This is a genomic window from Kitasatospora sp. NPDC030952 (assembly GCF_055571335.1).
Genome location: NZ_JBVIFM010000035.1, coordinates 52,661 through 77,697, shown reverse-complemented (window position 1 = coordinate 77,697; position 25,037 = coordinate 52,661). Strand labels below are relative to the sequence as shown.

The following is a 25,037-nucleotide window of genomic DNA, read 5'->3' as shown; positions in this document are numbered from 1 at the left end:
CGTGGTGACCGTCCGCAGGGTGGCGGCTTCAACCGCGACCGCGACGACCGCGGTGGCTACCGTGGCGGCGACCGCCCCCAGGGTGGCGGCTTCCGTCGCGACGACCGCCCCTCCGGCGGCGGTTTCAACCGTGACCGCGATGACCGTGGTGACGACCGTGGCGGCTTCCGCCGTGACGACCGCCCCCAGGGCGGTGGCTTCAACCGTGACCGTGGTGACCGTCCGCAGGGTGGCGGCTTCAACCGCGACCGCGACGACCGCGGCGGCTTCCGTGGCGGCGACCGCCCCCAGGGTGGCGGCTTCCGTCGCGACGACCGCCCGAGTGGCTTCCGTCGCGATGACCGTGATGACCGTCCGCGTCGTGACGACCGTGGTGGCGACCGTCCGTCGTACCGCGACCGCGACGACCGTGGCGGCGACCGCGGTGGCTACCGTGGCGGTGACCGTCCGCAGGGCGGCGGCTTCAACCGCGACCGCGACGACCGCGGCGGCTTCCGTCGCGACGACCGCCCGTCCGGCGGCTTCAACCGCGACCGCGGCGACCGTGGTGGCGACCGTGGCGGCTTCCGCCGTGACGACCGCCCCCAGGGCGGCGGCTTCCGTCGCGATGACCGTCGGGACGACCGCGGTGGCGACCGGGGCCGTCAGGACTACGACGACCGTCGCGGCAACTTCGAGCCCGTCAGGCGCCTGCCGATCCCGGAGGACGTCACCGGCTTCGAGCTGGACGCGGACGTGCGCCAGGAGCTCAAGAGCCTGCCCAAGACCCTCGCGGACGACGTCGCCCGCAACCTGGTGATGGTGGCCCGCCTGCTCGACGGCGAGCCGGAGGAGGCCTACCAGTACTCGCGCGTCGCGCTGCGGCTGGCGTCCCGCGTGCCCGCCGTCCGTGAGGCGGCCGGCTTCGCCTCGTACATGACCCAGCGGTACTCCGAGGCGCTGACCGAGTTCCGCGCCGCCCGTCGGATGACCGGTCGTGCCGACCTGTGGCCCGTGATGGCCGACTGCGAGCGCGGTCTGGGCCGTCCGGAGCGGGCGCTGGCGATGGCCGGCGAGCCCGAGGTGAAGCAGCTGGACAAGGCCGGCCAGGTGGAGATGCGCCTGGTGGCGGCCGGTGCCCGCAGCGACATGGAGCAGTTCGACGCGGCCGTCGTCACCCTGCAGAGCCCGGAGCTGGCCTCCAGCGCGGTGCACCCGTGGACCGCGCGTCTGCGGTACGCCTATGCCGAGGCGCTGATCGCGGCCGGCCGTGCCGACGAGGCCCGTGAGTGGTTCGCGAAGGCCGCCGAGGCCGACACCGACGGTACGACCAACGCCTCGGAGCGCCTGGCCGAGATCGACGGCGTCGAGTTCACCGACGCGCTCGACCCGGAGCTGGCCGAGGACGAGGCCGACCAGGCCGACGCCCCGGTGAAGAAGCGCACCGGCGACGTCGCCGACGACCGCGTGATCTTCGAGGACGAAGAGGACGTCGAGGAGTTCTACGACGAGGACGACCTCGAGATCGACGAGGAGTTCGACGGCGTGGTGCCCGAGCGTGCCGAGGACGCCGAGGCGGACAAGGCCGAGCAGGCCGAGGCCAAGGGCGACGCCCGGAGCTGAACGTCCTGAAACACCGTGAGGCCCTGCCGTTCCCTTCGGGGATCGGCAGGGCCTCACGGCGTTCGGGCTCCGGTCGCCGCGGCGGACCGCTCCGGCGGCGGGCTAACCGAGCGGCAGGCTGCGGAGCACCAGACCGGTGGCCGGCTTCGGCCCGAACGAGGTGGACTTGCGCGGCATGGTGACGCCCTGTTCGGCCAGCCGCCGCACCACGCTCTCCCGGACCGGGTGCAGCAGCACGGCGGTGCCCCCGGTGCGGGCGGCTTCGCGCTCGGCGGCCGCGGCGGTGTGCAGGTAGCCGATGTCGTCGGGACCGTCCGGGACGTGCCAGGTCGCGTCGAGCAGGGTGGCGTGCAGCACGGTGGCGTCCAGGCGGCGCCACTCCTCGGGCCGGTCGTGCGGCACGGTCGCGTCGAGCAGGGCCTCCTCGGGCTCGCCGAGCAGCCAGAAGACGCCGTCGCCGCCGGTGAGGACGAAGCCGTTGCCGCCGTGCCGCTTCTGCTCGGCGAGGGCCTGGAGGGCGGCGGCCAGCGGGCCGGGGACCTCTTTGACCTTCCACTGGTCGCCGAGCTGCTCCAGCGCCTCGGCCACCGGCAGGCGGTACAGCACGCGGTGGATGGCGCGGACCCGCAGCGGGTAGCGGGCGGTGTCGACCAGCAGCACCATGCCGCGGTCCCACGGACTGCGCGGCAGGTGGCGGTGCTCGCGCTGGAGCCGCAGGTACATCTCCCAGCGGTGGTGGCCGTCGGCGATCAGCGCCCGGCAGGTCGCCAGGTCGCGGCCGATCGCGGCGAGGTCGGTGGGGTCGGTGACAGCCCACAGGCGGTGGTGGGTGCCGTCGCTGGTGGCGGTGGAGAGCAGCGGCTCGCCCTCGACGGTCCGCTCGATGACGTCCGAGGCGTCGCCGTGGCCGCGGTAGGTGAGCAGCAGCGGTTCGAGGTTGGCCCGGGTGGTGCGCATCAGCCCGACCCGGTCGGCGACCGGCCGGGGCATCACGTCCTCGTGGGGGAGGACGACGCCGGCCTCGGGGCCGCTCACCGCGAGGGCGCCGATCAGTCCGCGCTGGAGCAGCTCGGGGGTGTCGCCGTCGCCGGGCACCCGCTGCTCGTACACGTAGATCGCCGGCTCCGGGTCGGCGGCGAGGACGCCCTCGCGCTGCCAGCCGGACAGGAGCCGGGCGGCGTGCCGGTACTTGGTGTCGCGGTCGGGGCGGTCGCCGCCGTCCTCGGGCTCGGGCCGGGGCAGGATCAGCCGGACCACGTTGTGCGGATCGGCCGTCTCCAGGTCGAGGCGACGCCCCGGGTCGACGACGTCGTACGGCGGCGACATCACCGAGGCCAGCGCGCCGACCCGGTCCGGGACGTAGCGCAGGCCACGGAAGGGGGACAGGGACAGGCCTGCGGTGGCGACGTGCCCGGGATCGCCGGGGCCGCCCACGGGAGTCTCGACTCCGTCTTCTGCACTGGGTGTGCTCATTCTGGGCATCGTAACCGGGTACGCGTTGTTGAGAGATCGGAATACCCGTGCCGACCTGTGGGGCCGGGTGTGCGACCGAGGGCGAGGTAGGGCATGGAGGACGGGCAGGAGCGGCTGGAGGGCGGCGCGCCGGGGGAGTACGTGCCCACGGGCGGGGTCCCGGCGCAGGGGCGGCCCGGGGAGCCGTCGGGGGACGTCTACGACTGGTTCCGCCGGGGCGCGCAACTGCTGGCCCAGGGGCACCCGGCGGCGGCCGAGCAGCTGCTGGCCCGGGCGGCGGAGGCCGAGCCGCACTCGCGCAGCATCCGGGAGGCGCTGGCCCGGGCCCAGTTCGACGCCGGTTCGTACGCGGCGGCGCTGGAGAACTTCCGGACCGTGGCCCTGGCCGATCCCTCGGACGACTACGCTCAGTTCGGGTGGGGTGTCGCGGCGGCCCGGCTGGGCGACTTCGAGACCTCCGCCGAGCACCTGGCGCTGGCCGTGGCCATGCGGCCGGAGGCCGACCACTACCGGGCGGCGCTGCGGCAGACCCGGGCGACGCTGGCGGCCCGCGCCGGGGCGTTCGGCCCGCTGCTGCCGGGTGTTCCGGCCAACCGGAAGCACGCGAGCGGAGAGCCGGGGGCGGGTCCTCCCCGGCAGCCCGGGGGAAAGCCCGAGGGCGTCAACGACGACGCCTGAGCGGGCGGGCAGTGACGAGCAGACGAACCGCAGTGAATGAGGTAGCGCAGGCATGACCGAGACGGCCACTCCCGCACGACGCACCACCCCCGGCGGCAGCGACCGCCCGCTGACCGAGGCGTACGACACGGCGCTGCTGGACCTGGACGGCGTGGTCTACGCCGGTCCGCACGCGATCGAGCACGCCGTGGACTCCTTGGCGGCCGCCCGTACGGCCGGGATGCGGCTCGCTTACGTCACCAACAACGCCTCCCGCCCGCCCCGGGTGGTCGCCGAGCACCTGACCGAGCTGGGTGTGCCGGCCGAGCCCGCGGACGTGATCAACTCGGCCCAGGCGGCCGCCCGGGTGGTCGCCGAGAAGGTGCCGGCCGGTGCGAAGGTACTGGTCGTGGGCGGGCTGGGGCTGGAGGAGGCGCTGGCCGAGCGCGGGCTGGTCGCGGTCCGCTCGCTGGAGGATGAGCCGCTCGCGGTGGTGCAGGGCTTCGACCCGTCGGTCGGCTGGGCGCAGCTGGCGGAGGCCTCGTACGCGGTGCGCGGCGGGCTGCCGTGGGTCGCCTCCAACACCGACATGACGGTGCCGACGGCGCGTGGCATCGCGCCCGGCAACGGGACGCTGGTGGCGGCGGTGCGGGCGGCGTCCGGGGTGGAGCCGGAGGTGGCGGGCAAGCCGCTGCCGCCGATGCACCGGGAGACCGTGCTGCGGACCGGCGCTCGGCGCCCGCTGGTGGTCGGGGACCGGCTGGACACCGACATCGAGGGCGCGTTCAACGGCGGGGTGGACAGCCTGCTGGTGTTCACCGGGGTGACCACCCCGGCGCAGCTGCTGGCGGCCCCGGTCGAGCACCGGCCGACGTACCTGGCGGCCGACCTGCGGGCCCTGCTGGTCCCGCAGCCGGCGGTGACGGCGGCGGACGGCGGCTTCGTCTGCGGCGGCTGGACCGCCACGGTGTCGGACGGCGTGCTGGGGCTGGCCGGTGCCGGGGACCGCTGGGACGGGCTGCGGGCGCTGTGCGCGGCGGCGTGGACGGCCCTGGACGCGGACGGCGGGTCGGTGGACGGGCGGAAGGCGCTGGCCGAGCTCGGCTTCTGAGGGCTGTCTGAGACGGAGGTCCGAGACGAAGGTCCGAGACGGAGGTCCGAGACGCTCGTCGGTCGCCCGGTGGCCATGTCCGATGCACCCGTCTGAGACGCATGTCTGAGACGGGCGTCTGGATCAGGCGTCTGGCGCGGACGTCCGTACCGACGTCGGCCCAGGGCGTCAGGGCGTCAGAGCAGGGTGCGCAGCCGCAGGAGGTCGCGGAAGCCGGCCTCCAGCTTCACCCGGCCGCTCGCCCAGGCGGAGGCGAACTTGAGGTCGCCGCCGACCAGGGCGAGCAGGTCGTCGCTGGCCATGGTGAGCCGGATCGCGGCCTGCTCGGTGGGCGCGCCGGGCGTGGCGACGAGGTCCTGGATCCGGCCGTCGCGCAGCTGCCCGGTGAAGGTCAGACCGAGGTCGGTGATCCGGCAGCTGAGCGAGCGGTCGAGGGCGGCTGCCTTGCGGACGTCGCCGGTGGAGTTCGCCATGTTCCGGCTCAGCTGCTCCAGTGCCTCCCGGCACTCCTCGGCGTTCGCCATGGCGCTCGCTCCATCCCCGGGTCACTACGGTGCGGACTGCCGGCCCACGGTACCTCAGGAGGGTTTTGGCGGTAGCGTCGTCAGTGGGGTGCCCGGAATCGCCTGGGTGCCGAGGGCGACGGAGCGAGACGCGCGTAGGCGCGGAGGAGGCACCCGGATGCTGCCGAGGACGGTGCGGGGAGCGGTGGCGGCCGCCGCCGTGGTGGTGGAGGAGGTCGGCAAGCGGGTCGTCGACACGGCTGCCGCGGTCCTGGAGAAGACCGGCGTCGACGTGGCCGAGGTCGAGCGCAAGCTGGGCGGGCAGTTCCCGCCGTCGGCGAAGACGCTGCAGACCCTGGCGGAGGAGGCCGTCACGGCCGGGCGGGCCGGGGTGGACCTGGCCGTCGGGGTGGCGCGGGGCGAGGTCGAGAAGGTCTTCGAGAAGGTCGGTGACCAGGTGACCAAGGTCGGTGTGGTGCTGGCCTACCTGGAGAGCAAGCTGCGCGAGGTCGAGGAGGAGCCGGCCGAGGCGGCGCCCGGAGCGGACCCCTACGCGGCCGGGTACCCGGCGGAGGAGCCGGTGCCGGCGCCCCGGGCGGACGACCTGTTCGGGCGCGGCTGGGAGTTCGAGGACGAGCGGGTGGCGGCGGAGCCGATAGTGGCCGAACGGGTCGAGGTGGACGAGCCGGTCGAGGTCGATCCCCCGGTGACCCCGGTGGCCCCGGTGCCGCCCGCGGCGGTGGCCGAGCAGGCCGTGAACGGGACGGCGGCGAAGAAGGCCCCGGCGAAGAAGACCGCGGCGAAGAAGACCACCGCCGAGCAGGCCGCCACCAGGAAGGCGGCCGCCAAGAAGACCACCGTCGCCAAGAAGGCGACCGTCCGGAAGACCGCGCAGCGGAAGCAGGACACCCCCGAGCCCAAGGCGGCCGCCAAGCGCACGGCGACGAAGAAGACCACCGTCCGCAAGGCCACCAGCGCGAAGGAGCCCGAGAAGCCCGATGTCCGGGACGAGTGAGACCAGCGCGCCCGCAGACGCGGCGGAGGGCGATTTCGAGCCGGTCGCACCGGTCGCACCGGTCGCACCGGTCGCGCAAGTCGGCGTGGTCGAGCCGCTCGGTGTCGAGCTGCTGCCCACCGGGCACCCCGGGGTGGACGCCGGGCTGGCCCGGCTGGAGGCTTTGGACGGGGTCCCGGCCGAGGCGCACGTCGCGGTGTACGAAGATGTTCACCAGCGGCTCGCCGACACGCTGGCCGCGCTCGACCAGGAATGATCCGCAGGACCCGTAGGAGCTGAAGTAGCAGTGGCAGTGGCACGACGCCGACTCGACGCGGAGCTGGTCCGCCGCAAGCTGGCCCGTTCGCGTGAGCACGCGTCCGAGCTGATCGCGGCCGGCCGGGTGACCGTCGGTGGCACCACCGCGACCAAGCCGGCCACCCAGGTGGAGACCTCGGCGGCGGTCGTGGTGGCAAAGGACGACAACGACCCCGACTACGTCTCGCGCGGCGGGCACAAGCTCGCCGGGGCGTTCGCGGCCTTCGTGCCGCAGGGCCTGGTGGTCGAGGGCCGCCGGGCGCTGGACGCGGGCGCCTCCACCGGCGGGTTCACCGACGTGCTGCTGCGGGCCGGGGCCGCCCACGTGCTGGCGGTGGACGTCGGCTACGGGCAGCTCGCCTGGTCGCTGCAGAGCGACGAGCGGGTCACGGTGATGGACCGCACCAACGTCCGCGAGCTGACCCTGGAGGCGATCGGCGGCACCCCCGTCGATCTGGTGGTCGGCGACCTGTCGTTCATCTCGCTGGGCCTGGTGCTGCCGGCGCTGGCCGCCTGCGCCGCCGCGGACGCGGACCTGGTGCTGATGGTCAAGCCGCAGTTCGAGATCGGCAAGGAGCGTCTGGGCAGTGGCGGGGTGGTGCGCAGCCCGCAGCTGCGTGCCGAGATGGTGCGCCAGGTGGCCGGGCAGGCGTGGGAGCTCGGGCTGGGCGTGCGGGCCGTCACCGCGAGCCCGCTGCCGGGGCCGTCCGGGAACGTCGAGTACTTCCTCTGGATGCGCCGGGACGCCCCGCAGCTGGACCCCGCGGACGCGGACCGGGCCGTGGCGGAAGGGCCCCGATAGGGTGCTCTGCGAGCGTCCGGCCCGCCATGCTGGATGGCGGGGCCGCACCGGGCCGAGGACGACCCGGCAGGCGTAGGGAGAGGGCAGCGGCATGAGCGATGAAGAACGCACGGTCTTCCTGATCGCGCACACCGGCCGGGAGGCGGCGCTGCGCAGCGTCGAGAGCTTGGTGCACGGGCTGCTGAAGGCGGGGCTCCGGATCAGGTTGCTGGAGGCCGAGGCGGTGGACCTCGACCTGCCGGGCGGGGTCGAGAAGGTGGCCGAGGGGCCGGGCGCGGCGGACGGCTGCGAGCTGATCCTGGTCGCCGGCGGCGACGGGACCTTGCTGCGCGGCGCGGAGCTGGCGCGCTCGCACGGGCTGCCGATGCTGGGGATCAACCTGGGTCGGGTCGGCTTCCTGGCCGAGGCCGAGCGGGACGACCTCGCGGTGGTGGTCGAGCGGGTGGTGGACGCCGACTACGAGGTCGAGGAGCGGATGACGATCGACGTCATCGTCCGGACCAACGGCGACGTGGTGCACCAGGACTGGGCGTTGAACGAGGCCTCGATCGAGAAGGCGTCCCGGGAGCGGATGCTGGAGGTGGTGACCGAGGTGGACGGCCGTCCGGTCTCCAACTTCGGTTGCGACGGGGTGGTCTGCGCGACGCCGACCGGTTCGACGGCGTACGCGTTCTCCGGCGGCGGGCCGGTGGTGTGGCCGGAGGTGGAGGCGCTGCTGATGGTGCCGATCTCCGCGCACGCGCTGTTCGCCCGGCCGCTGGTGACCTCCCCGGACTCGGTGCTGGCCGTCGAGGTGCAGCCCAAGACCCCGCACGGGGTGCTCTGGTGCGACGGTCGGCGTTCGGTCGAACTGCCCGCCGGCGCACGGGTGGAGGTGCGCCGGGGGCAGACGCCGGTGCGGCTGGCCCGGCTGCACCGGGCGCCGTTCACCGACCGGCTGGTGGCCAAGTTCGCGCTCCCGGTGACGGGTTGGCGCGGCCGCTCGAACACGCCCTGCTGACGGGCCGTCAACTCACGGCGCCACCCGGACCGCTCAGACCGCCAGCGCCTGGCCTTCGTCGGCCGGGACGAGCCGGCCGCCCGCCGCCGCGCGGGCGGCCACCGCGGCCAGCCGCTCGACGGCGGCCGGGACGGCCGGGGCGGGCACGGTGAGCGGGATCCGGATGTGGTGCTCGAAGGCGCCGTCCGAGCCGAACCGGTTGCCCGCGGCGATCCGGATCCCGGCGTGCTCCCCGGTCTGGGCCAGCGCCGCGCCGGACAGGCCGCCGGTGGACACCCAGAGCGCGAGGCCGCCGGGCGGCAGCGGGAAGCTCCAGTCGGGCAGCCGCTCGGACAGCGCGGCGGCGAAGGCGTGCGCGGTGGCCCGCAGCCGGTCCAGCTGGTGGGCGCGGACCTCGGGCAGCGGTTCGCCCAGCAGTTCGGCGGCGATCAGCTGTTCGAGCACCGGGGTGCCGACGTCGCTGTAGACCCGCTCGGTGGCCAGCCGGCGCACCAGCGCGGGCGCGGCCCGGACCCAGCCGATCCGCAGGCCGCCCCAGAGCAGCTTGCCGGCCGAGCCGACGGTGACCACCTGGGCGGAGCGGTCCAGCGCCGCCATCGGGCGCGGCAGCGGCGCGGACTCCGGCACGCCCCAGCCGAGTTCGGCGGTGGTCTCGTCCACCAGCACGATGCTCCCGGCGGCCCGGGCGGCGGCCAGCAGCCGGCGGCGCTGCTCCTCGTCGATCAGCGCGCCGGTCGGGTTGTGGAAGTCCGGGATGACGTACGAGACCTTGGGGGCGGCCCCGCGCAGCACCCGCTGCCACTCGTCCTGGTCCCACCGCAGCCCGCCCGGCCGGGCTCCGGAGGCGTACGGGACGGGCACCAGGCGCGCCCCGGTGAGGCGCAGCGCCTGCAGGGTGTGGGCGTAGCTGGGCGCCTCGACGGCGACCCGGTCGCCGCGGCCGACCAGCACCCGCTGGACGAGGTGCAGCCCGCCCATCGCGCCGGTGGTGACGAGGATCTGGTCGGGGGTGGTGGGCAGTCCGCGCTCGGTGTAGCGGCGCGCGACGGCCTCGCGCAGCACCGGGACGCCGGTCGGGTAGTGGCCGTGTCCGGAGGCGTAGTGCGGCAGCAGTTCGACGGCGCGGGCGGCGGCCCGGCCGAGCCAGGGCTGGGGGGCGGGCAGGGCGGCGACGCCGAGGTCCAGGATCCGGCCCTGCTCGTCCGGCGGGACGGGGTGCAGGGCGTCGCCGGGCGGCGGGGCGCCCTCGGGCAGGGCGGTCCAGCTGCCGGCGCCGCGCCGGCTGAGCAGGTAGCCGTCGCCGCGCAGGGTCTCGTAGGCGGTGGCGACGGTGGTGCGGCTGAGCTCCAGGGCGGAGGCGAGTTCGCGTTCGGCGGGCAGCCGGGCGCCGACCGGCAGCCGGCCGTCGGTGACCAGCAGCCGGATCTGCCCGGCGAGGGTGCGGTAGGCCGGGCGGCGCGCGGTGGCCGGGTCGGGGAGCCGGGCGGTGGCGAGCAGCCGGGCCAGTGCGGGCGGGGTGACGGTGGTGTGCCAGTCGGCCATGGCCTGATCAGTCCACTTGCTCGGGATTGGCCCTGTCGTGGGCCCTATTGGACTGTTCATGATGGCAGCGCGGCCGCCGAGCCGCCACCACCGGGCCGGACCCGGGGGTGCAGCACCGCCCGCAGGAGCACCGTTGGCCGCCACCACCGCACCCACGCCCCCGTCCACCTCCGCCACCCCGTCCACCTCCGCCACCCCGTCCACCTCCGCCGCCCCGCTTCCGGAGCACATCCCGCTTCCGGAGCCCGCCCGGCTTCCGGAGCCCACCCGCCCGGGCCTCGCCGTCCGGATCCTCGGCGACACCCACGCGCTGGGCCGCCGCTTCCCGCAGCTCGCCGTCGGCCTCGCCCTGTACGGGGTGAGCATGGCGCTGATGCTCCGCTCCGGCCTCGGCCTCGACCCCTGGGACGTCTTCCACCAGGGCCTGCAACGGGTGCTCGGCCTCACCGTGGGCGCCTGGGTGACCATCTGCGGCGCTCTCGTCCTGCTGCTGTGGATCCCGCTGCGCCAGCGCCCGGGGGTGGGCACCGTCGCCAATGTGCTGGTGATCGGCGCGGCGATGGACCTCACCCTGCGGCTGGTCGGCGGGCCGCACGGCCTGCCCGCCCGGGCCGCGCTGATGGCCGCCGCGATCGTGCTCAACGGCCTGGCCTCGGGCCTCTACATCGGCGCCCGTCTCGGCCCCGGTCCGCGCGACGGTCTGATGACCGGACTGCACCGGCGCACCGGGCGCTCGCTGCGGCTGATCCGCACCGGCATCGAGGTCACCGTCCTGGCCGTCGGACTGCTGCTCGGCGGCACCGCCGGGGTCGGCACGGTGCTGTACGCGCTGCTCATCGGCCCGCTGGTGCAGCTCTTCCTGCCGTGGTGCACGGTGCCCACCGCCGCCCAAACCCCCCGGAAGGGATGAACTCGGCGGCACGGAGTTGCCGCGCGCCGTTGCCGCTCGTCGCGCTCCGGGGGCGGAACCTCGTAAGGTCGTCTCCGTGTTGGACGAGATGCGGATACGGGATCTTGGGGTCATCGACGACGCGGTGGTCGAGCTGGCCCCCGGCTTCACCGCCGTGACCGGTGAGACCGGGGCCGGCAAGACCATGGTGGTGACCAGCCTCGGCCTGCTGCTCGGCGGGCGCGCCGACCCCGGCCTGGTGCGCCACGGCGCCGGCCGCGCCGTCGTGGAGGGGCGGCTGGAACTGCCCGCGGGCTCCCCGGCGGCGGCCCGCGCCGTCGAGGCCGGGGCCGAACTGGACGACGGGGCCCTGCTGATCAGCCGGACCGTCTCCGCCGAGGGCCGCTCCCGGGCGTACGTCGGCGGGCGGGCCGTCCCGGTCGGGCTGCTCACCGAGCTCGGCGAGGACCTGATCGCGGTGCACGGCCAGACCGACCAGCAGCGGCTGCTGCGCCCGGCCCGCCAGCGCGGCGCGCTGGACCGCTACGCGGGCGCCACCGTGGCCGAGCCGCTGGCCCGCTACCGGGAGACCTACCGCGCCCTGCGCGAGGTCGCGGCCACCCTGGAGGAGCTGACCACCCGGGCCCGCGAGCGCGCCCAGGAGGCCGACCTGCTGCGCTTCGGCCTGGACGAGATCGCCGCCGCCGAGCCGGTGGCCGGGGAGGACGTCGAACTGGCCGCCGAGGCCGAGCGGCTCGGCCACGCCGACGCGCTGTCCTCCGCGGCGACCCTGGCCCACGCCGCCCTGGCCGGTGACCCGGCCGACCCGGAGGCGCTGGACGCGGGCACCCTGCTCGCCCAGTCCCGGCGCGCCCTGGACGCCGTGCGCCACCACGACGAGCGCCTCGCCGCCCTCGCCGACCGGCTGAACGAGGTCGGCTACCTGCTGGCCGACGTCGCCGGGGACCTGGCCGGCTACGCCGACGACCTGGACGCCGACCCGGTGCGGCTGGCCGCGGTCGAGGACCGCCGGGCCGTCCTGGCCCAACTGCTGCGCAAGTACGGCGGCGAGGAGAACAGCCTCGCCGAGGTGATCGCCTGGGCCGAGGCCGGCTCCGAGCGGCTCGCCGAACTCGACGGCGACGACGAGCGGATCGACCAGCTCGGCGCCCAGGAGACCGAACTGCGGGCCGAGTTGGCCGAACTGGCGGCCGAGGTGTCGGCGGCCCGGCAGGCCGCTGCCGGGCGCTTCGCCGCGGCCGTCTCCGCCGAACTCGCCGAACTCGCCATGCCGCACGCCCGGGTGACCTTCTCGATCACCCGGGTCGACGACCTGGCCGGCATCGAGCTGGACGGGCGGACCGTCGCGTACGGGCCGCACGGCGTGGACGAGGTCGAGGTGCTGCTCGCCCCGCACCCGGGCGCTCAGCCGCGGCCGATCGCCAAGGGCGCCTCGGGCGGTGAGCTGTCCCGGGTGATGCTCGCCGTCGAGGTGGTCTTCGCGGGCGCCGACCCCGTCCCCACCTACCTGTTCGACGAGGTGGACGCGGGCGTCGGCGGCAAGGCCGCGGTGGAGATCGGCCGCCGGCTGGCCAAACTGGCCGAATCCGCCCAGGTCGTGGTGGTCACCCACCTGCCGCAGGTCGCCGCCTTCGCCGACCGGCACCTGGTGGTGGAGAAGACCAACGACGGCACCGTGACCCGTTCCGGGGTCAAGGTGTTGAACGACGAGGAGCGGGTGCGCGAACTCTCCCGGATGCTGGCCGGCCTGGAGGACTCGGAGCTGGGCCGCGCCCACGCCGAGGAGCTGCTGGCCGCCGCCCGGGCCCCCCGCCACCGGTAGTCGGGACCGGCGGCCCTCACCCGTAGGACGGCGACGCGCCCCCCGTGGCGCCGACTGTCCAAGAGGGCCGCCGACCTGGCATGGTGGCGGCTGGACACTGGCTTTCCAGTCCCGAGCGCCGTCCGGCGGGCAATCCTCGCGAAGCGGCGCGCGAACCTGATCGAGTCGGATGCGAGACGACGTGGACCATTCCGCTGCCCGGGCCACCGCGGCCGCCCCGGAACCGGGGCAGCTGCACGTGGTACTCGTCCTGGCCGCCAGCACCGGCGGCATCGGTGCGCATGTGCGTTCCCTGGCCCAGGGCCTGGTCGCGCACGGGGTGACCGTCACGGTCTGCGCACCGGCCGGCACGGACGCGCTGTTCGGTTTCTCCCGCACCGGCGCGCGGTTCCACACCGTCGACATCACCCCCACCGCGGGGGCCCGCAGCGACGCCACCGCGATCGGCGAGCTGCGCCGGGCCTTCACCGGCGCCGACGTGGTGCACGCCCACGGGCTGCGCGCCGGACTGCTGTCCGACCTCGCGCTGCGCACCGCCGGCCGCTTCCCGGGCCTGCGGCCGGAGACCCCGCTGGTGGTCACCTCGCACCACGCGCTGCTGGCCACCGGCATGGAGCGGCGGCTTCAGCGGCTGATGGAGCGCCGGGTGGCGCGCGCCGCCGACCTCGTCCTCGGCGCCTCCTCCGACCTGGTCGCCCGGGCCCGCGAACTGGGCGCCACCGACGCCCGGCTGGGCCCGGTGGCCGCGCCGCCGATGCCCGAGGGCCGGCTCGGCCGGGCCGAGGCCCGGGCCGCGCTGCTCGGCGACGGCCCGGACCGTCCGCTGGTGCTCGCGGTCGGCCGGCTCGTCCCGCAGAAGGCCTTCGGGCTGCTGCTGGACGCCACCGGCGAGCTGTCCGGGCTGGACCCGGAGCCGCTGCTGCTGCTCGCCGGCGACGGCCCGGAGGCGGGCCCGCTGCGCGAGCGGGTGGCCGCCGAGAAGCTTCCGGTGCGTCTGCTCGGCTACCGCACCGATGTGCCGGACCTGTTGGCCGCCGCCGACGTCGTGGTGGTCTCCAGCCGCTGGGAGGCCCGCTCGCTGGTGGTCCAGGAGGCGATGCGGGCCGGTCTGCCGGTGGTCGCCACCGCCGTCGGCGGGATCCCCGAACTGGTCGGCGACGCCGCCCTGCTGGTGCCGTCCGGCGACCCGGTGGCGCTCGGCCGGGCGGTGCGCGAGCTGCTCACCGACCCGGCCCACCGCGAGCGGCTGGTGGCGGCCGGCCGGCAGCAGGCCGAGACCTGGCCGGACGAGGCCGCCACCGTCGCCCAGGTGCTCAGCACCTACGACGAGTTGGTGCAGCGGGGCTAGCCGCAGCGTGCGCTAGACCGTCGCCCGCTCGACCCGCTCCGCGGTCCGGTCGGCGGTCGGGGCGTCCGGCTGGGGCGACAGGTAGGCGGCGCCGCAGGCGGTCAGCCGCAGGGCGGTGTCGATCAGCGGAACGTGGCTGAAGGCCTGCGGGAAGTTGCCGACCTGGCGCTTGAGCCGCGGGTCCCACTCCTCGGCGAGCAGCCCGAGGTCGTTGCGCAGCGACAGCAGCTTGTCGAACAGTTCGCGGGCCTCCTGCACCCGGCCGATCATGGCGAGGTCGTCGGCGAGCCAGAACGAGCAGGCCAGGAAGGCGCCTTCGTGGCCGGAGAGGCCGTCGACGTTGTTGCCGGACTCGTCGTGGGTCGGGTAGCGCAGTACGAAGCCGTCCTCGGTGGACAGTTCGCGCTGGATGGCCTCGATGGTGCCGATGACCCGCTTGTCGTCCGGCGGCAGGAAGCCGACCTGGGGGATGAGCAGCAGCGAGGCGTCCAGCTCCTGGCCGCCGTAGTACTGGGTGAAGGTGTTGCGCTCCGGGTCGTAGCCCTTGTCGCAGACGTCCCGGTGGATGGTCTCGCGCAGCTCGCGCCAGCGCTCCAGGTGGCCCTCGGAGGGGGCGTCCTCGGGGGTCTGCTCCAGCAGCTTGATGGTGCGGTCGACGGCGACCCAGGCCATCACCTTGGAGTGGACGAAGTGCCGGCGCGGGCCGCGGACCTCCCAGATGCCCTCGTCCGGGTTCTGCCAGTGGTCCTCCAGGTACTCGATCAGCCGCAGCTGGAGGTTGTGGGCGTGGTCGTTGCGGACCAGGCCGGTCATGTGGGCCAGGTGCAGGGCCTCCACCACCTCGCCGTAGACGTCGAGTTGGAGCTGTCCGGCGGCGCCGTTGCCGATCCGTACGGGCTGCGAGCCCTCGTAGCCGGGCAGCCAGTCCAGCGAGGACTCGGTGAGCTCGCGCTCGCCGGCGATGCCGTACATGATCTGCAGGTTCTCCGGGTCGCCGGCGACCGCGCGCAGCAGCCACTCGCGCCAGGCGCGGGCCTCCTCGCGGTAGCCGGTGCGCAGCAGCGAGGAGAGGGTGATCGCGGCGTCGCGCAGCCAGGTGTAGCGGTAGTCCCAGTTGCGCTCGCCGCCGATGTCCTCGGGCAGCGAGGTGGTGGGGGCGGCGACGATGCCGCCGGTGGGGGCGTAGGTGAGGCCCTTGAGGGTGATCAGCGAGCGGATCACGGCCTCCCGGTAGGGGCCCTGGTAGGTGCACTGGTCGGCCCAGTCGTGCCAGAAGTCGGCGGTGGCGTCGAGCATCGCCTCGGCGTCGGGGACGGCCGGGGGCTCCAGGTGGGAGGCCTGCCAGGTGAGGGCGAAGGCGATCCGCTCGCCGGCCCGGACGGTGAAGTCGGCGTAGGTGGTGAGGTCGCGCCCGTAGGTCTCGGCCTCGCCGTCCAGCCAGACCGAGTCGGGCCCGGCGACGGCGACGGTGCGGTGGCCGCCGTCGGCCTGCTCGACCCGGTGCACCCAGGGGACGATCCGGCCGTACGAGAAGCGCATCCGCACCGCCGAGCGCATCCGCACGGAGCCGGCCACGCCCTCGACGATCCGGATCACCTGGGGGACGGCGTCCCGGCCGACCAGCGGGCGCGGCGGCATGAAGTCGATCACCCGGACGGTGCCGCCCTGGGCGTCCCACTCCTGCTCCAGGATCAGCGAGTCGCCCCGGTAGCGGCGCCGGTCGGCGGGCAGGGCGGGGGCGGTGACGGTGGGCGGGGGGACGCGCAGGTCGGCGGTGTCGGTGAAGCGGGGCAGGCCGACCGTGGTGGGCGTGGTGGCCGGGGCGGGGACCTCGGTCACGACCGCCTCGGCCGGGCCGATCCGCCAGAAGCCGTGTTCATCGGTGCCCAGCAGGCCGGCGAACACCGCCGGCGAGTCGAAGCGGGGCAGGCAGAGCCAGTCCACCGCCCCGTCCCTGCTGACCAGGGCAGCGGTCTGCATGTCCCCGATGAGTGCGTAGTCCTCGATACGGCCGGCCACGTGGATCTCCAGTTCGCAATGTGGTCAGGGCATCGGCGAACCAGGGAGCGAGCGGTCTGCGGGGCCGGAGGTTCACCCCGGGACGTCCGGCCCGCCGGGGGGTGGTGGCGGGCCTTGCTGGAGTGTCCGCGCGGGGCTCTGTCGAGCCCCTGAGGGTGGGTGGGGAGGAGCTGGGATTACGGGGAGGTCCGGTCGCGCATCGGGGACCGGGAGTGTCCTGACGCTCCCACGCCCTCCGCGTGCTCGTGCTGTCGCGATGCGTCCGTGCAGCTTACGACGGACGAAAGGGGCGAAGCACGCGGGCGCAGCCTCGTGTGGCGCCGCAATTCGGCGGAAATGCCGTGCATCGCGGGGGCGCGGCGCAGGATGGTCCGGAAGGATCAGCTCCGGGTGGCCGTAACGGAGGGGCCGGGATGGCCCGGACGGAGTGCGCCGGCTGGCCCGGTCCGGTGGGTGGTGCGACCGGTGTGACTCCTGCGGCGGATGGTGCGCCGGTGGTGCGCCCGGCGCACGCTCCCGGAGCGCCGAGCGCGGGCCGAAAGGCGTCCCGGTCAGGTCACTGTTACCCTGGTATCCCGTGGACCGGCGGGATCAAACGCCCCGGACCAGCCGAACCGACGACCCTTCGAGCGCCGCGCACCTGCCGGCCTCCCGTCGCCCGGCGAGCCGAGAGCCTCCCGCCCACGTCACCTTCGACACGCGACCCACGGGAGCCCCCTCTTGGCACAGCCCCATTCCGGCAAGGCAGCGAACGGCCGCGCCGTGACGACCAAGCACCTCTTCGTCACCGGGGGTGTCGCCTCTTCGCTCGGAAAGGGGCTGACCGCCTCCAGCCTCGGCGCGCTGCTCAAGGCCCGCGGCCTGCGCGTGACGATGCAGAAGCTCGACCCCTACCTCAACGTGGACCCGGGCACCATGAACCCGTTCCAGCACGGTGAGGTCTTCGTCACCGACGACGGCGCCGAGACCGACCTGGACATCGGTCACTACGAGCGCTTCCTCGACACCAACCTGCACGGCTCCGCGAACGTCACCACCGGCCAGGTGTACTCGACGGTCATCGCCAAGGAGCGCCGCGGTGAGTACCTGGGCGACACCGTCCAGGTCATCCCGCACATCACCAACGAGATCAAGTCCCGGATCCGCCGGATGGCGACCGAGGACGTCGACGTGGTGATCACCGAGGTCGGCGGCACCGTCGGCGACATCGAGTCGCTGCCGTTCCTGGAGGCCGTCCGCCAGGTCCGCCACGAGGTCGGCCGGGACAACGTGTTCTTCGTGCACGTCTCCCTGCTGCCGTACATCGGCCCCTCGGGCGAGCTCAAGACCAAGCCCACCCAGCACTCCGTCGCCGCGCTGCGCAACATCGGCATCCAGCCGGACGCGATCGTGCTGCGCGCCGACCGCGAGGTCCCGCAGGCGATCAAGCGCAAGATCTCGCTGATGTGCGACGTGGACGAGGAGGCCGTGGTCGCGGCCATCGACGCCAAGTCGATCTACGACATCCCGAAGGTGCTGCACGGCGAGGGCCTGGACGCGTACGTGGTGCGCCGCCTGGACCTGCCGTTCCGCGACGTGGACTGGACCACCTGGGACGACCTGCTGCGCCGCGTCCACGAGCCGCAGCACATCGTCAAGGTCGCCCTGGTCGGCAAGTACATCGACCTGCCGGACGCCTACCTGTCGGTGACCGAGGCGCTGCGCGCCGGCGGCTTCGCCAACAACGCCCGGGTCGAGATCAAGTGGGTCACCTCGGACGACTGCGAGACCCCCGAGGGCGCCCGGGAGCAGCTCGGCGACGTCGACGCGATCTGCATCCCCGGCGGCTTCGGCGACCGCGGCGTCAACGGCAAGGTCGGCGCCATCACCTTCGCCCGCGAGAACAAGGTCCCGCTGCTGGGCCTGTGCCTGGGCCTGCAGTGCGTGGTCATCGAGGCCGCCCGCAACCTGGCCGGCCTGCCCGAGGCCAACTCCACCGAGTTCGACGCGGCCGCCAAGCACCCGGTCGTCTCCACGATGGCCGAGCAGCTGGCCATCGTCGACGGCAAGGGCGACCTGGGCGGCACCATGCGCCTGGGCCTGTACCCGGCCAAGCTCGCCGAGGGCTCGATCGTCCGTGAGGTCTACGGCGGCGAGCAGTACGTCGAGGAGCGCCACCGCCACCGCTACGAGGTCAACAACGCGTACCGCGCGGACCTCGAGAAGACCGGCCTGCAGTTCTCCGGCCTCTCGCCCAAGGGCGACCTGGTCGAGTACGTCGAGTATCCGCGCGAGGTGCACCCGTACCTGGTGGCCACCCAGGCCCACCCGGAGCTGAAGTCCCGCCCGACCCGCCCGCACCCGCTGTTCGCGGGCCTGGTGAAGGCCGCCATCGCGATCAAGACGGCCCCGGCCGCCGAGTAATCCCCGCTCGTTCACCGGACGGCGGCCCCGCGATTCCCGCGGGGCCGCCGTCCGGCGTTAGATTGTGTCGTACTGACGAAAAGGGGAGAGCGATGGACGAGCGGAGCGACCTGGTGATCGCCGACACGGCCGAGGCTTGGGAGGTCCGGGGCAGCAGCACGCCGTTCCAGGGCAAGGTCACCGGGGTGCGCAGCGAGGAGGTCCGGATGCCCGACGGCAGCTGGGCCCGGCGCGACTACCAGACCCACCCCGGCTCGGTCTCGGTGCTCGCCCTGGACGACGAGCAGCGGGTGCTGGTCCTGCGCCAGTACCGCCACCCCGTCCGCCAGCGGCTCTGGGAGCTGCCGGCCGGCCTGCTCGACGTGCCCGGCGAGAACCCGTGGCACGCCGCCCAGCGCGAGCTGTACGAGGAGGCCCACTGCAAGGCCGACACCTGGCGGATCCTCGCCGACTTCTACACCTCCCCGGGCGGCACCGACGAGGCGCTGCGGATGTTCCTGGCCACCGACCTGTCGGCCGCCGAGGGCGAGCGCTACGCGGCCGAGGGCGAGGAGCAGGAGATCGAGGTGGCCTGGGTCCCGGTGCCCGAACTGATCCGGCTGATCCAGGCCGGGCAGCTGCACAACCCGACCCTGGTGACCGGCGCCCTCGCCGTGCACGCCGCGCTGACCTCCCCGGCGGGCCTGGACGGGCTGCGCCGTCCGGACGCGCCCTGGCCGGCCCGCCCCTTCGAGGCCTGAGCGCCCGCCCCGGACCCCCGACGGCGTTCGCGGACGACCGGGCTTGATTCCTTGGGGTGATTTGCCGGTTCGTACGACCGGATGTCACCTCGGATCAGCCGGACGGTCGAACTACGCTTCGTAGACAGGGCGCCCGTCCCGGGCCGCCCGCTTTTTCGCGCCGGGCGCTGAGCGCGGGACGACGTCGGGAGTGGCACGGGTGGCGAGGAAGACGGCGACGATGGATCCCGGCCCCGACGCGCCCGCCGGCGCCGTCCCGGGGCTCGACCGGCTGCCCGCCGGGCCCACGCTGTTCACCGGACGGCGGGCCGAGCTGGCCGCGCTGCGGGCGGCCGCCGCCCGCCGGGTGAGCGGCCGCTGCCCCGTCCTGGTGCTCGCCGGGCGCCCCGGCTCGGGCCGGACGGCGCTGGCCGCCCGCTTCGCCCGGACCGTCGCCGCCGACTACCCGGACGGCGTGCTGTTCGCCCGGCTGTCCGCCCCGGACGGCGGGCGGGTGCCGCCGGGCCGGGCCGCCCGGCTGCTGCTGGAGCAGCTCGACCCGCAGGCCGCCGTGCCGCTGCCCGGGACGGTCGAGGACGGGCGGGACGAGCCGGGCGGTGTGGCACTGCGGGAGGCGCTGGCCGGGCGCAAGGTGCTGCTGTTCCTCGACGACGTGCGGGACGCCGGGCAGCTGTGGCCGCTGCTCGCCGACGAGCCCGGCTGCCTGGTGCTCGCCACCACGGCCGGGCCGCTCACCGGGATCGAGGACATCGACCCGGTGATCCTCGGCGGGCTGGACCAGCAGGCCTCCGGCGAACTGCTGGCCGACCTGGTGGGCGGCACCCGGATCTCCTGCGACCCGGTCGGCGGGGCCGACCTCGCCGAGGCCTGCGCCGCCCGGCCGGCCACGCTGCGGCTGATGGCGCGCTGGCTGCGCGACAACCCGAAGACCGCGGTCACGGACGCGGCGCGCGAGCTCGACCGGGTGGTGGCGGAGGAGTCGGGGGCCGACGCCGAGGGCGGCAAGGCGGGGAAGGCCGGGAAGGCGGGGAAGAGCGGCAAGGCCGGGAAGAGCGGTCGGACGCCGAGCACCGCCGGGGCCCCGAAGAAGAAGGAGGGCCCGCAACAGGCGGCGGCGGAGGACAAGGCGGCGGAGCCCGCCGCCACGCCCGCCGCGCCCGAGCCGGCCGGCGGCCCGTCGACCTGGGTCAGGCCGGAGCCCGAGCCGGCCGAGCCGGTGCCCGTCCCCGACAACGACCCGCTGCTGGGGGCCTTCACCCTGCTGTACCGGGGGCTGCCGGCCGCCCAGGCGCGGATGCTGCGCACCCTCACGCTGGCCCCGGCCCAGACCGCCGACCCGCGCACCGCCTCCGCCCTGGTCGGCTGCCCGGTGCCGGAGGCCGCCGCGACGCTGGCCGCGCTGGCGGAGCGGGAGCTGCTCGGCGAGGAGGCCCCGGCCGCCGACGGCACCCCGCGCTACCGGGTGCCCGGGCGGCTCCACCAGCGGCTGGTCCGGCTGCGGGAGAAGGAGGACCGGCCCGCCGAGACCGAACTCGCCCGGGCCCGGCTGCTGGAGCGGCTGGTCCGGCTCACCGAGTCCGCCCGCGCCCTGCTCGCCCCGGGCACCGGCCCGGCGCCCGAACCGCTGCCCGCCGCGCTGCGGCTGGACTCCGCCGACCAGGCCCGGGACTGGCTGCTCGGCGAGCGGGAGCTGCTGCTCGGCGCGGTGGCCGACGCGATCGGCCAGGGCGACCTGGACGGCTCGGCCGGTCGGCTGGTCACCGCGCTGCTTCGGGCACTGCCGCTGACCGGCGCGGCCGCCCCCGCCGACCTCTACCGGCTGCACGAACTGGTGCTCACGGTCGCCGAGCGCAACGGCCGCCCCCGCCGGGCCTCGGCCGCGCTGCTCAACCTGGGCGATCTTCAGGTGGCCGCGGGCCGCTGGGACCAGGCTGTCGCGCACTACCGGGCCGCCCTGGAGCACGCCCGTGCGGTCGGGGACGAACCGCTCTGCGCCCGGGCCCTGGAGGGCGCGGCGGGCTGCCACCGGGCGCTCGGCGACGCGGTGCGCGCCGCCGACTGGTACGGGCGGGCGCTCGGCCTGCGGCAGTCGCTGGGGGACCATGCGGCGGAGGCCCGGCTGCTGGCCCGGGTGGCCGAGGCGCACACCGCGCAGCGCCGCTTCGAGGAGGCCGACCGGGAGTACCGGGCCGCGCTGGCGGTGCTGCGCCGGATCGGCGACGAGCCCGGCCGGGAGGCCGTCGGCGCCGCCCTCGCGGACCTGCGGGAACGCGTCGACGCCGGGTGGTGAGGGCACTTTCGGAGGTATCGTCGGAAGTGCCCGGCTACGGCACTTATGGCAGGTAAGTCCCTGTGGAAGCCTACGAACCTGCCAATGTGTTCGGCGAAATTATTCGATTTGGAAGGCTGACAGGCCGCCTGGGCTTCATTACACTCGAACTCAGTCGCGCAGCGATCCCCATGCCCCGGCCTGCCCGGAGGCTCCCCACGTGCGCGTCGCCCACCGGTCTTCTCCGGTCGGGACCCCCATGGCAAGAGGACGTGTTCAGTCGTGAAGGTCGGCATCCCCCGCGAGGTCAAGAACCACGAGTACCGCGTGGCCATCACGCCCGCCGGCGTGCATGAGCTGGTCCGCAACGGACACGAGGTCTACATCGAGGACAACGCCGGTCTCGGCTCCTCGATCCCCAACGAGGAGTACGTGGCCGCCGGCGCCACCATCCTCCCCACCGCCGACGAGGTGTGGGCCACCGCCGACCTGCTGCTGAAGGTCAAGGAGCCCATCGCCTCCGAGTACCACCGGCTGCGGAAGGGCCAGACCCTCTTCACGTACCTGCACCTGGCGGCCGACCGTGCCGGCACCGACGCGCTGGTCGCCTCCGGCACCACCGCCATCGCGTACGAGACCGTGCAGCTGGGCAACGGCGCGCTGCCGCTGCTCGCCCCGATGTCCGAGGTCGCGGGCCGGCTGGCCCCCCAGGTCGGCTCGTACCACCTGATGCGTCCGGCCGGCGGCCGCGGCGTGCTGCCCGGCGGCGTGCCCGGCACCCACCCGGCCAAGGCCGTCGTCATCGGCGGTGGCGTCTCCGGCTGGCACGCGGCCACCATCGCCATCGGCATGGGCTACGACGTGACCCTGCTGGACCGCGACATCAACAAGCTGCGCGAGGCCGACCGGATCTTCGGCACCAAGATCAAGGCCATCATGTCCAACTCCTTCGAGCTGGAGAAGGCCGTCCTGGACGCCGACCTGGTCATCGGCGCCGTGCTGATCCCGGGCGCCAAGGCCCCGAAGCTGGTCACCAACGAGCTGGTCTCCCGGATGAAGCCGGGCTCCGTGCTCGTCGACATCGCCATCGACCAGGGCGGCTGCTTCGAGGACTCGCACCCGACCACGCACGACGACCCGACCTTCCAGGTCCACAACTCGGTCTTCTACTGCGTGGCCAACATGCCGGGCGCCGTCCCGAACACCTCCACCTACGCGCTGACCAACGCCACCCTGCCGTACGTGCTGGAGCTGGCCAACCGCGGTTGGAAGGAGGCGCTGCGCCGTGACGAGGCGCTCGCCAAGGGCCTGAACGTCCACGAGGGCCAGATCACCTTCCCGGCCGTGGCCGACGCCTTCGGCCTGGAGTCGGTCACGCTGGAGAGCGTGCTCGCCTGATTCCCTGACCGCACGGCGGTCGTTCGCCCCCGACCCGATCCGTTCGGGTCGGGGGCTTCGCCGTGCCCGTGAACACCGGAGGGAGCGGGCGGGTCGCTCTGTCGTCAATTCCCCCGGGTCGTGTCACCCGACCCTCGGCGGCCCGCGGAAACGTTAGGGTCATAGGCCCGCTCATCCCTTGACAGCAGCCCGCCCGATAGTCGACACATCGTGCCCACTACCGTGGATTGTGTTGCTGCGAACGCCTTGAACGGCCTAGAGTCGCAAACCGTCGGCATGCTGCCACGCTGACGAATCGACATAGAGTCCTGGATGCCCAAGGAGGTAAGACGACTTGTGAATGAGTCGACAATTGCTCCCGGGGGTGGTCAGCCAGGACTGGCGGAGCTCACCGCCGGCCAGCCGAGTGAGGAGTCCGGGGCCCGGCAGCCCTCCGTGGGCTCGGCCGAGGTCGGCTCGGTCGCACTCCGTACCTTCGAAGCACGCCAGAACACAGCGCAGGTGACCACGGTGACCGATCACGACGCCGACTTGGCGGCCTACGGCCTGGCCTACGGCGAGTTCGCCTACGGCGCCTACGACGACCCGGACGCCGAGTACGAGCCGGACCCGGAGTACGCCGCCACGCTGGCCCCCGACGCCGCGCGCCAGCGCCGCGAGCGGGTCGGCCCGACCGGCCGTCCGCTGCCGTACTTCCCGATCCCCGCGCCGGTCGCCGAGCACGGCCCCGCCCAGATCATCGCCATGTGCAACCAGAAGGGCGGCGTCGGCAAGACCACGTCGACCATCAACCTGGGCGCGGCGCTGGCCGAGTACGGCCGCCGGGTGCTGCTCGTCGACTTCGACCCGCAGGGCGCGCTCTCGGTCGGCCTCGGCGTCAACCCGATGGAGCTCGACGTCACCGTCTACAACCTGCTCATGGAGCGGGGCCTGACGGCCGATGAGGTGCTGCTGAAGACCGCCGTCCCCGGCATGGACCTGCTGCCCTCCAACATCGACCTCTCCGCCGCCGAGGTGCAGCTGGTCAGCGAGGTGGCCCGGGAGTCCGCGCTGGCGCGCGCCCTGAAGCCGCTCCTGCCGGACTACGACTACGTCATCATCGACTGCCAGCCCTCGCTGGGCCTGCTGACGGTCAATGCGCTGACGGCCGCTCACAGCGTGATCGTCCCGCTGGAGTGCGAGTTCTTCGCGCTGCGCGGTGTCGCGCTGCTGACCGAGACCATCGAGAAGGTGTGCGAGCGGCTCAACCCCGACCTGCGCCTGGACGGCATCCTCGCGACCATGTACGACTCGCGCACCGTGCACAGTCGTGAGGTGCTGGCGCGGGTCGTCGAGGCGTTCGGCGAGCACGTCTTCCACACCGTCATCGGGCGGACCGTGCGCTTCCCGGAGACCACCGTCGCCGGCGAGCCGATCACGACGTACGCGACCAACTCGGTCGGTGCCGCCGCCTACCGCCAGCTCGCCAGGGAGGTGCTCGACCGGTGCCGCCCCGCCGAGTGAGTCTCCCGGGTGCCGACGAGCTGTTCCGGACCACCGGTGGGATGGCGCTGTCGCCGTCCCTCGCGCCGCGTCCGGCCGCCGAGGCATCCAGACCGGAGACCGCGCGGACCGTCAACGGCACGGACGGCGCCGAGGGTACCGAGGCCGCCCAGGGGGCCCAGGACGACCGGCAGGCGCCGCAGGAGCAACAGTCGGCCGCCACGGTGCCGTCGCCCGCGCAGCCGCCCGCCCAGCGCGTCGGCGGGCCCCAGGGCGCGGCCCCGGCCGGGCCGACCGTGACCGGCGGCCGCGGTGCCGCCGCCGCGCCGGCCGGCCGCACCCACGCCGGTGCCCCCGAGGAGCAGGCCGGCGCCGCCGGCCGGGCCCGGCCGCGCGGGCGCGCGCCGCGCCGTCCGACCGGGCGCGAGCGGCACGACGAGAAGATCACCGTGTACGTCTCCGCCGAGGAGCTCATGGACCTCGAGCACACCCGGCTGGTGCTGCGCGGTGAGCACGGCCTGGCCGTGGACCGCGGGCGGATCGTCCGGGAGGCCATCGCGGTCGTCCTGGCGGACCTGGAGCAGCGCGGCGAGGCCTCGATCCTGGTCCGGCGGCTGCGCGGCCGGTAGGGCGCCCGCAGAGGC

20 protein-coding genes are annotated in these 25,037 nt (G+C 74.5%); 16 read left to right on the top strand and 4 right to left on the bottom strand.

What is annotated here, in order from left to right; all coding sequences use genetic code 11:
- Positions 1–690 precede the first annotated feature (690 nt).
- Positions 691–1,602: a tetratricopeptide repeat protein gene (locus ACZ47G_RS37045; RefSeq protein WP_465750481.1), complete on the top strand. Its 912-nt coding sequence runs from the start codon at positions 691–693 to the stop codon at positions 1,600–1,602.
- A gap of 102 nt (positions 1,603–1,704) precedes the next feature.
- Here ACZ47G_RS37045 and ACZ47G_RS37040 read toward each other — a convergent pair whose 3' ends face one another.
- A complete protein-coding gene (locus ACZ47G_RS37040; protein WP_465750470.1) occupies positions 1,705–3,075 on the bottom strand; it encodes a DUF1015 family protein in 1,371 nt (456 codons plus the stop codon).
- Between the two features lie 93 nt (positions 3,076–3,168).
- Here ACZ47G_RS37040 and ACZ47G_RS37035 point away from each other — a divergent pair, with 93 nt between their 5' ends.
- On the top strand, positions 3,169–3,753 hold the full coding sequence (locus ACZ47G_RS37035) for a tetratricopeptide repeat protein (RefSeq protein WP_465750468.1): 585 nt from the start codon (positions 3,169–3,171) through the stop codon (positions 3,751–3,753).
- Between the two features lie 52 nt (positions 3,754–3,805).
- Positions 3,806–4,843, top strand: coding sequence for an HAD-IIA family hydrolase (locus ACZ47G_RS37030; protein WP_465750466.1), 1,038 nt, complete (start codon positions 3,806–3,808; stop codon positions 4,841–4,843).
- 176 nt (positions 4,844–5,019) lie between these two features.
- Here the strand turns inward: ACZ47G_RS37030 and ACZ47G_RS37025 are convergent, their stop codons facing one another.
- Positions 5,020–5,367 carry an SCP2 sterol-binding domain-containing protein gene (locus ACZ47G_RS37025; RefSeq protein WP_465750464.1) on the bottom strand — a complete coding sequence of 116 codons (348 nt, stop codon included), beginning with the start codon at positions 5,365–5,367 and terminating at the stop codon, positions 5,020–5,022.
- A 157-nt stretch (positions 5,368–5,524) separates the two neighbouring features.
- Here ACZ47G_RS37025 and ACZ47G_RS37020 point away from each other — a divergent pair, with 157 nt between their 5' ends.
- The 4 genes from ACZ47G_RS37020 to ACZ47G_RS37005 all read left to right on the top strand — a co-directional run bounded on the left by ACZ47G_RS37020 (position 5,525) and on the right by ACZ47G_RS37005 (position 8,460).
- Complete coding sequence (locus ACZ47G_RS37020) at positions 5,525–6,361, top strand: hypothetical protein (protein ID WP_465750462.1); 837 nt, start codon at positions 5,525–5,527, stop codon at positions 6,359–6,361.
- Positions 6,345–6,617: a hypothetical protein gene (locus ACZ47G_RS37015; protein WP_465750460.1), complete on the top strand. Its 273-nt coding sequence runs from the start codon at positions 6,345–6,347 to the stop codon at positions 6,615–6,617. The genes ACZ47G_RS37020 and ACZ47G_RS37015 overlap by 17 nt, the downstream gene beginning before the upstream one ends.
- Before the next feature lie 36 nt (positions 6,618–6,653).
- Positions 6,654–7,460: a TlyA family RNA methyltransferase gene (locus ACZ47G_RS37010; protein WP_465750479.1), complete on the top strand. Its 807-nt coding sequence runs from the start codon at positions 6,654–6,656 to the stop codon at positions 7,458–7,460.
- A 91-nt stretch (positions 7,461–7,551) separates the two neighbouring features.
- Positions 7,552–8,460 carry an NAD kinase gene (locus ACZ47G_RS37005; RefSeq protein WP_465750458.1) on the top strand — a complete coding sequence of 303 codons (909 nt, stop codon included), beginning with the start codon at positions 7,552–7,554 and terminating at the stop codon, positions 8,458–8,460.
- 33 nt (positions 8,461–8,493) lie between these two features.
- Here ACZ47G_RS37005 and yczR read toward each other — a convergent pair whose 3' ends face one another.
- The gene (yczR, locus tag ACZ47G_RS37000) at positions 8,494–10,002 is read right to left on the bottom strand and encodes a MocR-like transcription factor YczR (protein ID WP_465750456.1); all 1,509 of its coding nucleotides are present in this window, start codon (positions 10,000–10,002) and stop codon (positions 8,494–8,496) included.
- Positions 10,003–10,291: 289 nt separating this feature from the next.
- On the opposite strand from yczR, the gene yczE reads away from it, so the two are divergent.
- The 3 genes from yczE (at position 10,292) to ACZ47G_RS36985 (ending at position 14,082) form a co-directional block, all read left to right on the top strand.
- Positions 10,292–10,912 carry a membrane protein YczE gene (gene yczE, locus ACZ47G_RS36995; protein ID WP_465750477.1) on the top strand — a complete coding sequence of 207 codons (621 nt, stop codon included), beginning with the start codon at positions 10,292–10,294 and terminating at the stop codon, positions 10,910–10,912.
- Positions 10,913–11,000: 88 nt separating this feature from the next.
- Positions 11,001–12,734 (top strand): DNA repair protein RecN, encoded by a 1,734-nt coding sequence (gene recN, locus ACZ47G_RS36990; RefSeq protein WP_380462506.1) that lies wholly within the window; start codon positions 11,001–11,003, stop codon positions 12,732–12,734.
- A gap of 181 nt (positions 12,735–12,915) precedes the next feature.
- A complete protein-coding gene (locus ACZ47G_RS36985; RefSeq protein WP_465750454.1) occupies positions 12,916–14,082 on the top strand; it encodes a glycosyltransferase family 4 protein in 1,167 nt (388 codons plus the stop codon).
- 12 nt (positions 14,083–14,094) lie between these two features.
- Here ACZ47G_RS36985 and ACZ47G_RS36980 read toward each other — a convergent pair whose 3' ends face one another.
- The gene (locus ACZ47G_RS36980) at positions 14,095–16,101 is read right to left on the bottom strand and encodes a glycoside hydrolase family 15 protein (RefSeq protein ID WP_465750452.1); all 2,007 of its coding nucleotides are present in this window, start codon (positions 16,099–16,101) and stop codon (positions 14,095–14,097) included.
- Positions 16,102–16,821: 720 nt separating this feature from the next.
- Here ACZ47G_RS36980 and ACZ47G_RS36975 point away from each other — a divergent pair.
- The 6 genes from ACZ47G_RS36975 (at position 16,822) to ACZ47G_RS36950 (ending at position 25,022) form a co-directional block, all read left to right on the top strand.
- The gene (locus tag ACZ47G_RS36975) at positions 16,822–18,504 is read left to right on the top strand and encodes a CTP synthase (RefSeq protein ID WP_465750450.1); all 1,683 of its coding nucleotides are present in this window, start codon (positions 16,822–16,824) and stop codon (positions 18,502–18,504) included.
- 92 nt (positions 18,505–18,596) lie between these two features.
- The gene (locus ACZ47G_RS36970) at positions 18,597–19,244 is read left to right on the top strand and encodes an NUDIX domain-containing protein (protein ID WP_465750448.1); all 648 of its coding nucleotides are present in this window, start codon (positions 18,597–18,599) and stop codon (positions 19,242–19,244) included.
- Positions 19,245–19,464: 220 nt separating this feature from the next.
- Positions 19,465–21,534: a tetratricopeptide repeat protein gene (locus ACZ47G_RS36965; protein WP_465750446.1), complete on the top strand. Its 2,070-nt coding sequence runs from the start codon at positions 19,465–19,467 to the stop codon at positions 21,532–21,534.
- A 261-nt stretch (positions 21,535–21,795) separates the two neighbouring features.
- Positions 21,796–22,911, top strand: a complete 1,116-nt coding sequence (gene ald, locus ACZ47G_RS36960; RefSeq protein ID WP_380463897.1) for an alanine dehydrogenase — start codon at positions 21,796–21,798, stop codon at positions 22,909–22,911.
- A gap of 435 nt (positions 22,912–23,346) precedes the next feature.
- The gene (locus tag ACZ47G_RS36955; RefSeq protein ID WP_369808367.1) at positions 23,347–24,414 is read left to right on the top strand and encodes a ParA family protein; all 1,068 of its coding nucleotides are present in this window, start codon (positions 23,347–23,349) and stop codon (positions 24,412–24,414) included.
- Complete coding sequence (locus ACZ47G_RS36950; RefSeq protein WP_465750443.1) at positions 24,411–25,022, top strand: hypothetical protein; 612 nt, start codon at positions 24,411–24,413, stop codon at positions 25,020–25,022. The genes ACZ47G_RS36955 and ACZ47G_RS36950 overlap by 4 nt, the downstream gene beginning before the upstream one ends.
- The last annotated feature ends 15 nt before the right edge of the window (positions 25,023–25,037 follow it).